Here is a 10388-nt window from a genome sequence, read left to right as displayed (position 1 = left end):
GAACTCCATGGTCAGATCGACCCCTCTACCCGCTCAAGTCAAAATGGCAGTCGCGCCATCTCAGAACGAGGCGCCTCTCCCGCGAAGCGGGTTCGTGCATTGGCGCAGAGCAAACGGTCGGGTTTCCAACGCGGAGCGACAAGAGCTGACCGTTGGTCGGCGCAAGTGTCGTCCTGACGTGACCCAATGCGGTCTTCCGTTGCGAGCGTCGGTTGCTGGAGCTGCGTTAAGTCGGTCGGAGGCCAATGGTATTTTCAATGGAACGCTAATATACATGGAAGCCCCAACGAGCAGCGCCTGCCAGATACTTGAGGAATGCCATGCGAAGGCTCATCTTCACGGCGATGTGTATCGCCGCCGCAACAGCCGCTAACGCCCATGATTGGTACGAAGACAAGATTGACCCCCAGACCAAATTCAAGTGCTGCGGCGGTTCAGATTGCCGCGCCATACCCCGGTCTTCGGTGCGGTCCAGGGTGGACGGCGGGTACACTTATTTGCCGCATAATTTCACCATCCCACGGGACCGGGTACAGGAATCCCCGGACGGGCAATACCATATCTGCGAAAATAAATATGTTGTAACCAACCAGCTGTATTGGCGTTGCTTCTTCGCACCTCGTGTCGATGTGTCTATACTTCTAAAGCATTAACCGCGCGTCACTTCCGCAACTTACATAAGCAAGGTGCTAGTCCATTAATTCTGTTGGACTTTCTTCAAAATTGCCGAAGCTTAAGCGGTGCGCGACTGCCCCAGGGATTTCATTGGATACATCGCGGCTATCGAGAGCCTACGCCCCTGGGCGTAACTCCATGGGGCGCTGCCGCGGGTGACTTCTGGGCGCGCTCCGCAATTCGGTGACAGATCGTGTCGGCGCGGCCGTGGTTGTGTAGATTGGCTGCGTGGCCCGCCTTGCCCGCATTGTCGTTCCAAGTCCACTCGCCACATAACGCAAACGCGGTAACGGCTGGCGATTTCGACCACGATGGACAGCCAAGCGATAGGGGATAACTGGCGCGGGATCATCAGCACGGTTCATGCGGGAACGGCATTCGCCGGATGAGGCAGCTACGGCTGCAGTCTCGAATTTGACGCATCAGCACTTGCAAATCGTCAGCCGAGGTCTTTTGCTCGCGCGATAGTTGCCCTTGACCGTTGAATGGTTGGCGAACAGATGAACAAAATCGATCGACGGCGGCCAGAATCAGAAACGGACGCCACCGTAAATGCCGCAAGACTTGGAACTCGGCTGCGCCTCGCCCGCCAGACACGCGGCATGACGCTGAAGACGCTGGCCGCGGCTGCGAATTGCTCGGAAAGCCTGCTGTCCAAGATCGAGAACGGCAAGGCTTCGCCGTCCCTGCCCATGCTTCACCGCCTGGTCGAGGTTCTCGACACCAACATCGGCTGGATGTTCGAGCAAGTCGACGACGACGAGGCGATCGTATTCCGGGCGGGCGCAAGGCCTTTGATCGCGCTCGACGCGCTACGGCGTGGCGAAGGAATTTCGCTCGAACGCATCATCCCGTATTCGCCTGGCCACCTCTTACAATGCAACATCCATCACATCGAGGCAGAGGGCTCGAGCGAAGGTCCGATCCAGCATGCCGGCGAGGAAGTCGGCTACGTGCTCGCCGGGCGGATCGAACTGATCGTCGACGGCAAGAGCCATGCTCTCGCCACGGGTGATGCCTTCGTGTTCAGGTCGGAGCTGCCGCATCATTACCGCAACATCGGCGAGGAACGCGCTAGCATTTTCTGGGTCAACACGCCGGCGACTTTCTGAGCAACGCTGTGCGTTCATTTGGATTGACAAATATTCAAGTCTCTTGAATGCTTGCCTCGTGCCTGTAGCACCAACGGGACCAGCCGAGGTCTGGTCCGCAAGCAAGGGGAACCGAAATGCGTCTGTTCAAACTTCTCGCCGGCTGTGCCGCCGCCATTGCCATGGGCTCGGCAGCCATGGGATCGGCGCTTGCCGATACGTTCGCTCTCGTCAACATCAACCAGCAGGCCCTGTTCTTCAACCAGATCAACGAGGGCGCGCAAAAGGCTGCCGACGCCGCTGGCGCCAAGCTGGTCATTTTCAACGCCAACAATGTGCCGAGCGCGCAGAACGACGCGATCGAGAACTACATCACGCAGAAAGTCGACGGCATCATTCTGGTCGCCATCGACGTCAACGGCGTCAAGCCTGCGATTACTGCAGCCAAGGCGGCCGGCATTCCCGTCATAGCCATCGACGCGCAGATCCCCGACGGCGACAATATTTCGTTCATCGGCGTCGACAACACCAAGGCCGGCGAGGACATCGGCAAATTCTACGCCGACTATGTGAAGACCGATATGGCCGGCAAGGCCAAGATCGGTATCGTCGGCGCACTCAATTCATTCATCCAGAACCAGCGCCTCGACGGCTTCAAGAAGGCGGTGACCGAAAGCGGCCAGGCCGTCACCTTCCTCGACACAGTCGACGGCCAGAACGTTCAGGAGACCGCCTTGAGCGCTTCGGAAAACCTGATGACGGCCAATCCGGACATGAACTCGCTCTATGCGACCGGAGAGCCGGCCTTGCTCGGCGCCGTTTCGGCGGTGACCAGCCAGGGCCGCACCGGCGACGTCAAGGTGTTCGGCTGGGACCTGACCAAGCAGGCCGTTCAGGGCATCGATGACGGCTGGGTGGTGGCGGTCGTGCAGCAGGATCCGGCCGGCGAAGGCAAGGCCGCGGTCGAAGCGCTGGGCAAGATCAAGAAGGGCGAGAAAATCGACCCGATCATCAATATCCCGGTGACGATCGTGACCAAGAAGAATGTCGACCAATATCGCGCGATGTTCAAGTAAACTGCGTCGGCGACCGAGCCGCGGCGCCGCCCGAGGCTGCGCCGCGGATCCCTTGCAATCGCGTGGAATTCCAGATGAGCAGTGGCCAGACCTATCGGGTGCGGATGAGCGGCATCTCAAAGCGCTACAACGCCATCCAGACGCTCGATGACGTGTCGCTGACGCTGAAGCCGGGCGAGGTGCTGGGGCTAGTCGGCGACAATGGCGCCGGCAAGTCGACATTGAGCAAGGTGCTGTCTGGGGCAGTGGTTCCCGACGCCGGCACCATCGAGATCGACGGCAAGCCGATGATCTTCAGCTCCCCGGCGGACGCACGTGCGGCGCGCGTCGAGATGGTCTACCAGGACCTGTCGCTGTGCGACACGGTCGATGTTGCCGGCAATCTGTTTCTTGGCCGCGAGCCGCGGCGCCGCATCGCAGGCATTTCCTTTCTCGACAAGAAGCGCATGCATGACGAGACGCGCCAGATGCTCGATCGGCTTGGCATCGTCATTGCCGACACGCGGCTCAAGGTCGAAAACCTCTCCGGCGGGCAGCGCCAGTCGATCGCGATCGGCCGCGCCGCCTCGTTCGAGCCGGCCGTGCTGATCATGGACGAGCCGACGGCAGCGCTTGCCGTGGCCGAAGTCGAGGCGGTGCTCGAACTGATCCGCGCGGTCAGTGCGCGCGGTGTCAGCGTCATCCTGATCACCCACCGGCTGCAGGATCTGTTCCTCGTCTGCGATCGCATCCAGGTCATGTATGAAGGGCGCAATGTCGCCGAGCGGCTGATCGGCGAGACCAATATCGAAGACGTGGTCAATCTGATCGTCGGCCGCAAGTTCAGTGCGCGTTCCGCCACCAATGGCTATCGCGGTGGAGCGCCGGCATGAGCGACGCGATCCACACCGCCCAGCCCTCACGAGTACGCAGGGGCACCTGGCGCGATGCGCTGGTCGCCAATGGCAGCGTCGTCTCAATCGCGCTGTTCTTTCTGGTCGTCTGCATCATCTTCTCGGTTGCGACCGACGCGTTTCTGACATCGCCCAATCTGTTGAACATCCTTCGGCAGTCGGCGCCGCTGCTGATCGTCGCCGCGGCAATGACTTTCGTCATCACCACTGGCGGCATCGATCTTTCGGTCGGCTCCGTGCTGGCGCTGGTGGCGACGCTGTCGGCGACGGTTTTGCAGTTTGGCCTGCCGTGGCCAGTCGTTATCCTCGCCATGTTAGCGCTCGGCGCCCTACTTGGGGCGGTACAGGGCTATTTCATTGCCTATGAGGGCATCCCGTCCTTCATCGTCACGCTTGCCGGGCTTTCGGTGATCCGTGGCGTGGCGCTGCTGATCACCGGCGGCTATTCCATCCCCATCGAGCCCGGAAGCGCTTTCACCGTGCTGGGCCGCGCCTGGTTTCTTGGCGTGCCGGTGCCGGCGCTGATCGCGCTGGCGATCCTGGCCATCGCCTATCTCGCCTTCAACGAGACGCCATTCGGCCGCTATGTCACCGGCATTGGCGCCAACGCCGAGGCGGTGCGGCGCGCCGGCGTCAACACGCGGCAGACGACGCTCTTCGTCTATGTGATTTCCGCCACCGCGGCAGCCCTTGCCGGGATCATCATTGCTGCCCGGCTTGGATCGGGATCTTCGAATGCCGGCCAGGGTTTCGAGCTGGAAGTCATCGCCGCCGTCGTGCTCGGCGGCACCAGCCTGTTCGGCGGCCGCGGAACGATCATCGGCACGGTGCTCGGCGCGCTGACCGTGGCCGTCATCGGCAACGGCCTGATCCTGGCGCATCTGTCGCCTTTCCTGACGCCGATAGTCACCGGAACGATCATCCTGATCGCCATCTGGCTGAACTTCCGCCTGTTTCGCGGCGCCGTGCGGAGCCGTTGAGCCGATGAGCGGTCTGTTCGATGACGCAGTGCCGGGCCAGCGGCTGGCGATCGGGGTCGAAACAGGCCATGTGATGACCGTGCTCGGCCCAGTTCCGGTCGACGACATGGGCATCACGCTGATGCACGAGCACATCTTGCTCGATGGCGCGCGCAGCTGGAAATGCCCCTGCCATCCCGACGACATGGCGATCGCCGAGCAGCCGGTGAACATCGAGATCATCGGCGAGTTGCGCATGAACCCATACGTCAACCGCGACAACGTCTCGCTCGACGACGCCGACCTGGCGCTGTCTGAGCTGCAGCGCTATCGCGCGCTGGGCGGCCACACCGTCGTCGATGCCACCAATATCGGCATCGGCCGCGCCCCCGAAAAGCTCGCTCGCATCAGCCGCATGTCCGGCCTGAAGATCGTCATGGGCACCGGCTTCTATCTCGAGCACACCCATCCCGAATGGCTGAAGGCGATGGATGTGGACGCCGTGACCGAGTTCATCGTCAACGATGTCGGCGGCGGCGAGACGCAGCCGCCGATCATGGCCGGGCTGATCGGCGAGGTCGGCGTCAGCAAGGATTTCACCGCCGAGGAACGAAAGTCGCTGCGAGCTTCGGCACGCGCCTCGCGCATAACCGGCGTGCCGCTGTCGATCCATCTGCCCGGCTGGGAGCGGCTTGCGCACGAGGTGCTCGATATCGTCGAGGCCGAAGGCGCCGATCTTCGCCACACCGTGCTCTGCCACATGAACCCGAGCCACGACGATTCCGACTACCAGAAAAGCCTCGCCCGGCGCGGCGCGTTCCTCGAATACGACATGATCGGCATGGACTATTATTATGCCGACCAGGACGCGCAATCGCCCTCCGACGAAGAGAACGCACGCGCCGTCGCCGCCCTTGTCGAGGCGGGCTTCGGCGACCGCCTGCTGTTGTCGCAGGATGTGTTCCTCAAGATCATGCTGACGCGCTTCGGCGGCTTCGGCTATGGCTACATCCTGAAGCATTTCATACCGCGCCTGAAACGCCATGGCGTCGAGCAGCCGGCCATCGACCGCATGCTGATCGCCAATCCGAAAAGCGTATTCGCGCGGCTCTAAGCGGCCTGGAATTACACTGGAGTTCAAATGTCCAAGAAGAAGATCCTGCTTGCCGGCGAATCCTGGGTGTCGACCGCGACCCATATCAAGGGTTTCGACCAGTTTCCGACCGTTACCTACCACACCGGCGCAGACGAGTTGCTGGGCGCGCTGAAGGCGACCGACTTCGACGTCACGTTCATGCCGGCGCATGAGGCGCAGCGCGGCTTTCCACAGACCATGGAGGCGCTGTCGGCCTATGACGCGGTCGTGCTCTCCGACATCGGCGCCAACACGCTGCTGCTGCATCCCGACACCTGGGTCCACTCCAAACCGACGCCGAACCGCCTGCGCCTGCTCCGCGATTACGTCAGCGGCGGCGGCGGTCTATTGATGTTCGGCGGTTACTACAGCTTCCAGGGCATCAATGGCGGCGCGCGCTACCACAAGACCCCGGTCGAGGACGTGCTGCCGGTGAACTGCCTGGCCTACGACGACCGCGTCGAGGTTCCCGAAGGTTTTGCGCCGGTGCCAAAACCAGGGTCGAGCCATCCCATCCTCAGGGGCCTCGGCTCGGACTGGCCGATCCTGCTCGGTTTTAACGAGGTGACGCTGAAGGACGGGGCCGAGGTCCTGGCCAGCGTGTCGTCGGATTATGGCTCGCTGCCGCTGCTTGTCACCGGCCGTTACGGCAAGGGCCGCACCGTGGCCTGGACATCCGATGTCGGGCCGCATTGGCTGCCGCCGCAATTCATCGCCTGGCCAGGCTACAAGACCCTGTTCGAACAGATGCTGGGCTGGGCGACCGGTGAGAGCTGAGCCATGCATGTCCACGTCGTCGGCAATGCCTGCGTCGATACCGTGTTTCGCGTCGGCCGCTTCCCTGCCGCGGGCGAGACTTTGAATGCCGTGAGCTATGCCGACGGGCCCGGCGGCAAGGGCGCCAACCAGGCGGTCGCAGCAGCACGGACTGGTGCAGAAGTGACGTTCTGGACGGCGCTCGGCAAGGACCCCGCTGGCGCGTGGATCAGGAGCCGCCTCGACGGCGAGCTGTCAGACCTTGAGGTGATCGAATTCGAGCTGCCGAGCGACCGCTCGACCATCGTCGTCGATAAAGGCGGAGAGAATTTCATTGTCAGCGGCGTCGCCTGCAGCGAAGCCTTCGATCCGGTGGCGCAAACAGCACTTGTCCGCTGGATCGCCCCCGGCGACATCCTCGTGTGCCAGGGAAATTTGCGGACTGCCGTGACCAATGCCTGCCTCAGAGCAGCAAAGAAAAACGGTGCGCGCACAGTTCTCAACGCCAGCCCGATCGACACGGCCTCGCTGCCCGATCTCGGCCTGGCGGAGGTTCTGGTGGTCAACCAATCTGAGGCGAAAACCCTGACCGGCCGGGATGACATCGCGGCGGCGGCCGATGCGCTGGTGGCCAAAAGCGCAGGCACCGTCGTCATCACTCTCGGCGCCGCAGGCTGTCTCCTGCTTGGCCCGGGCCATGAAGAGCCGCTTCGTTTGCCGGCGCCGCGAGTCGAAGCGCTCGACACCAGCGGCGCGGGCGATGTGTTCTGCGGCTGTCTGGCCGGTGGGCTTGCCCGGGGCATGCCGGTCATCTCGGCGCTGAAGCTGGCGCTCGCCGCCGCCGCAATCGCCGTGACACGGCCGGGCACGCTGGCATCCTGTCCTTCCGCCTCCGAGATGGCGGCGCTCATCGATCAAATGGAGCTCTCATGACCCAGCTCGGCCAATCCGGCGGCGACGCGCTCGTGGACCTTTTCGGCCGCACAAAGGTGGTGATCGGCGTCGTTCATCTGGCGCCGCTGCCCGGCGCGCCGCGCTATGACGGCGAGGCTATCGAGGCGATCTACCAGCGCGGGCTTGACGACGCCAAGGCCTATCTCGACGGCGGCTGCGACGGCGTCATCGTCGAGAACCATGGCGACATCCCGTTCGCCAAGCCTGATGATATCGGCCCGGAGACGGCGGCCTATATGGCGGTCGTTTCCGACCGCATCCGCCGCGAACTCGGCAGGCCGATCGGCATCAATGTGCTGGCCAATGCCGCGATCCCGGCCCTGGCGATCGCCAGCGCAGCCGGCGCCGGCTTCGTGCGAGTCAATCAATGGGCGAATGCCTACGTCGCCAATGAGGGCTTTGTCGAAGGCGAATCGGGCCGCGCGGCACGCTACCGCGCCAGGCTGCGTGCCAACGGCATCCGCATTTTCGCCGATGCCCATGTCAAGCATGGCGCACACGCCATCGTCGCCGACCGCCCGGTGGAGGAACTGGTCAAGGACCTGGTCTTCTTCGACGCCGACGCCATCATCGCCACTGGCCAGCGCACCGGCCACGCCGCGGATTTGGGCTACATAAGTATGATCAAGCAGGCCGCCGGCCTGCCGACGCTCGTCGGCAGCGGTGTCACGCCGGACAATGCCAAGGATATTCTCGCCATTGTCGACGGGGTCATCATCGCCAGCGCGCTGAAGCACGACGGCGTCTGGTGGAACCAAGTCGACTCTGCTCGAGTAAAGGCTTTCATGGGTGGTCTGAAGCGATAACTGGACTACCCTACCGCTTGGGGTCCGCTTGATCAGAGACGACGGACGGGCGCAGGATACTGCGCGACCAGATCGTCGACGGTTAGCAAAGTAATGCCTTCCACAATCGATTGAGCAATCAGGATCCGATCGAAGGGGTCTTGTGGATGGGTGGAAGCCCTCCACCGCAACGGCATGCTCGCCGGTGATTGGCAGCTCATGATAGCCATTGTCCATCAGGCCCCGACGTAAAAGACGCGCATCAACCCTGACGTCAGGGCGCCCCAGACCGCGTTTAAAGGCAATCTCCCAGAGACTTGCGGCGCTGAACGTCAAGTGGTTGTCGGCATTCTCGATCTCAGCGAGGCCGGCACGCGGAAGCTTTTCGGGTTCGCCCGCCGCCCAGAGCAGAAGATGGGTCTCGAGAAGAAGTTTCATGCATGGCCGCCAAACAGCTTCTCGATTTCGTCATCGGCCATGCGATCAAAATCGTCCGGAACTGAAAACCGCCCGGCCATAAACCTCACCCGACGCATTTCGCCGGCCGCAGGTGCGTCTATGGCAACGACCTTGACCATCGGCTTGCCGGATTTGGCGATAATGAAGGATTCGCCTTTGGCCGCCCTGTCGACAAGACGAGACAGATGCGTCTTGGCCTCGTGGATATTGACGGTGCGCATTGCGGGCCTCATGACTTAGTCCATGCAACTTAGTCTACATGGGGCCCCGATTTTCAAGCGTATTTCAGTCAGTGAAGGATGCTGGAGGTGGCCGACCCTCTCGGATCGGCAGCATGGCACGACTTCAACAAAGACGCGTAATCGATTGTCTGAACTGCATGTTTGTTGGGACTACGTCTCACCTGATGTTGGCCGAACCTGTTGGTCCGCCATACGAGGTCGGAGTTCACAGGAGCGATTTTTGCCGAGCAGATGCTCTACGTTGCGCTAGGGGCCGAAAGCGAAACGTCCGCTTTTAGGCGCTGCACCACGGCGGCGACGAGCCCGACCGAAGGCGATCGACGCGACGGGCGCCAAGGGCCTTACCGGACTCTATGTTCCCTTCACGATTCTCGGTTTAGTCGGTCGGCGGGATTGAGCCGCGCTCTCGAGGGCCAGGGACAACCGCTTCTCGTCTTCGATGGCGCGATCGACTGCCTCAATTTCCTCTTGGAGCACCTTCAGCTCGGCTCCGTAGCTGGAGCCGTCGCTGTCCCCGATCTGAAAGCCACTTGCCCGCATTGCGTCGCGAGTATGGTGCACGTTACGGACTCCTTCGCGCCGCGTCGCGACCAAGATTTCCCTAAACTCTCCAAGACGTTCAACGTGATTGCGAGCCATTGCGTTCTCCTATTTCGTCGTCATCATCGCCGACGGCGATTCAGAACGGCTAAAACTTACGGAGATACTCTCGACAAAGCATGAGTGCGGAAGCTCAAATTTGAATGTCTTGCAATAGCGTGAAGCGCAGCAGGCGGAAATTGGCTTCGACCCGATCGATCTCAGACCAAATGCCAGACACCTTCGGCCGAGCGCGTCTGCGGCTCCCCCAACGGGGCCATCCGCTCATGTAATCAGTAAAAAGTCGAGTGCGAGAATGACCCGGGCCATCGACGTCCCGCCATTCCTGGTCGAGTTTGACCGGCGGCGGAGGCAAGGCAGGCTTCGGCGCGTTGGTTGTGTAAAGCATCTCAAGCAACCGCTCTCCGTCGATCAGCTCCAGGTGCAGCTTTAACTTCGTCTCTCGGGCCTTCCTCGGTAGCGCTCGCGCTACTTTCGAGAACGAGAGGCGGTGGTGACAAATATCCCCTGCTCGGCACTCGCGAAGACCTTGCTCCTACGAAGTTTCGCACCTCTTTGACGGATTCCGCATCGGTCGTGATGTGGCGCTTTACTTGCACTGCCCGCTGGATGACGCAGTTGTCACGCAAAGGCAGGAAGCGGCGTAACGAAGCGAACGCGAAATTTCAAACATGGGGTAATCGCGGAGCGAGTCGCCCTGAAGCCGGAAACGGTCACATATTGAAGAGCGGGTGGTTGTTCCCCGATAGGATGGAAGTACGGG

The 10388-nt window shown here is 61.8% G+C and carries 10 protein-coding genes; 8 read left to right on the top strand and 2 right to left on the bottom strand.

All coding sequences use genetic code 11. From position 1 onward, the window contains the following. Positions 1-1175 precede the first annotated feature (1175 nt). The 8 genes from NKI08_RS34070 (at position 1176) to NKI08_RS34035 (ending at position 8345) form a co-directional block, all read left to right on the top strand. Entirely contained in the window at positions 1176-1787 is a 612-nt protein-coding gene (locus NKI08_RS34070) for a cupin domain-containing protein (protein ID WP_023679230.1), read from the top strand. Positions 1788-1903: 116 nt separating this feature from the next. Next, positions 1904-2842 carry an ABC transporter substrate-binding protein gene (locus NKI08_RS34065; RefSeq protein ID WP_352449198.1) on the top strand — a complete coding sequence of 313 codons (939 nt, stop codon included), beginning with the start codon at positions 1904-1906 and terminating at the stop codon, positions 2840-2842. Positions 2843-2916: 74 nt separating this feature from the next. After that, complete coding sequence (locus NKI08_RS34060) at positions 2917-3714, top strand: ATP-binding cassette domain-containing protein (RefSeq protein ID WP_352775819.1); 798 nt, start codon at positions 2917-2919, stop codon at positions 3712-3714. Then, positions 3711-4715: an ABC transporter permease gene (locus tag NKI08_RS34055; RefSeq protein ID WP_352775817.1), complete on the top strand. Its 1005-nt coding sequence runs from the start codon at positions 3711-3713 to the stop codon at positions 4713-4715. Before NKI08_RS34060 ends, NKI08_RS34055 begins: the two co-directional genes overlap by 4 nt. 4 nt (positions 4716-4719) lie before the next feature. Beyond that, positions 4720-5808, top strand: a complete 1089-nt coding sequence (locus NKI08_RS34050) for a phosphotriesterase family protein (RefSeq protein ID WP_352775814.1) — start codon at positions 4720-4722, stop codon at positions 5806-5808. 27 nt (positions 5809-5835) lie between these two features. Further along, positions 5836-6606 (top strand): glutamine amidotransferase, encoded by a 771-nt coding sequence (locus NKI08_RS34045; RefSeq protein WP_352775811.1) that lies wholly within the window; start codon positions 5836-5838, stop codon positions 6604-6606. Positions 6607-6609: 3 nt separating this feature from the next. After that, positions 6610-7518, top strand: coding sequence for a ribokinase (locus NKI08_RS34040; protein WP_352775808.1), 909 nt, complete (start codon positions 6610-6612; stop codon positions 7516-7518). Further along, the gene (locus tag NKI08_RS34035; RefSeq protein ID WP_352474307.1) at positions 7515-8345 is read left to right on the top strand and encodes a BtpA/SgcQ family protein; all 831 of its coding nucleotides are present in this window, start codon (positions 7515-7517) and stop codon (positions 8343-8345) included. The genes NKI08_RS34040 and NKI08_RS34035 overlap by 4 nt, the downstream gene beginning before the upstream one ends. Before the next feature lie 413 nt (positions 8346-8758). Here the strand turns inward: NKI08_RS34035 and NKI08_RS34030 are convergent, their stop codons facing one another. Continuing rightward, on the bottom strand, positions 8759-9004 hold the full coding sequence (locus NKI08_RS34030) for a type II toxin-antitoxin system Phd/YefM family antitoxin (protein ID WP_352775805.1): 246 nt from the start codon (positions 9002-9004) through the stop codon (positions 8759-8761). 372 nt (positions 9005-9376) lie between these two features. Next, complete coding sequence (locus NKI08_RS34025) at positions 9377-9664, bottom strand: hypothetical protein (protein WP_352775802.1); 288 nt, start codon at positions 9662-9664, stop codon at positions 9377-9379. Between the last annotated feature and the right edge of the window lie 724 nt (positions 9665-10388).

Origin of the sequence: Mesorhizobium sp. M0768 (assembly GCF_040320195.1) — a bacterium.
Classification (GTDB): domain Bacteria; phylum Pseudomonadota; class Alphaproteobacteria; order Rhizobiales; family Rhizobiaceae; genus Mesorhizobium.
The sequence above is the reverse complement of the archived record's forward strand: the minus strand, read 5'-3'. Positions and strand labels throughout refer to the sequence as shown.

Bases quoted from the DNA above. Each gene is read 5' to 3' on its own strand.
- NKI08_RS34055 (WP_352775817.1), top strand. From the start codon at position 3,711: ATGAGCGACGCGATCCACACCGCCCAGCCCTCACGAGTACGCAGGGGC.
- NKI08_RS34030 (WP_352775805.1), bottom strand. From the start codon at position 9,004: ATGCGCACCGTCAATATCCACGAGGCCAAGACGCATCTGTCTCGTCTT.
- NKI08_RS34065 (WP_352449198.1), top strand. From the start codon at position 1,904: ATGCGTCTGTTCAAACTTCTCGCCGGCTGTGCCGCCGCCATTGCCATG.
- NKI08_RS34035 (WP_352474307.1), top strand. From the start codon at position 7,515: ATGACCCAGCTCGGCCAATCCGGCGGCGACGCGCTCGTGGACCTTTTC.
- NKI08_RS34025 (WP_352775802.1), bottom strand. From the start codon at position 9,664: ATGGCTCGCAATCACGTTGAACGTCTTGGAGAGTTTAGGGAAATCTTG.
- NKI08_RS34060 (WP_352775819.1), top strand. From the start codon at position 2,917: ATGAGCAGTGGCCAGACCTATCGGGTGCGGATGAGCGGCATCTCAAAG.
- NKI08_RS34070 (WP_023679230.1), top strand. From the start codon at position 1,176: ATGAACAAAATCGATCGACGGCGGCCAGAATCAGAAACGGACGCCACC.
- NKI08_RS34040 (WP_352775808.1), top strand. From the start codon at position 6,610: ATGCATGTCCACGTCGTCGGCAATGCCTGCGTCGATACCGTGTTTCGC.
- NKI08_RS34045 (WP_352775811.1), top strand. From the start codon at position 5,836: ATGTCCAAGAAGAAGATCCTGCTTGCCGGCGAATCCTGGGTGTCGACC.
- NKI08_RS34050 (WP_352775814.1), top strand. From the start codon at position 4,720: ATGAGCGGTCTGTTCGATGACGCAGTGCCGGGCCAGCGGCTGGCGATC.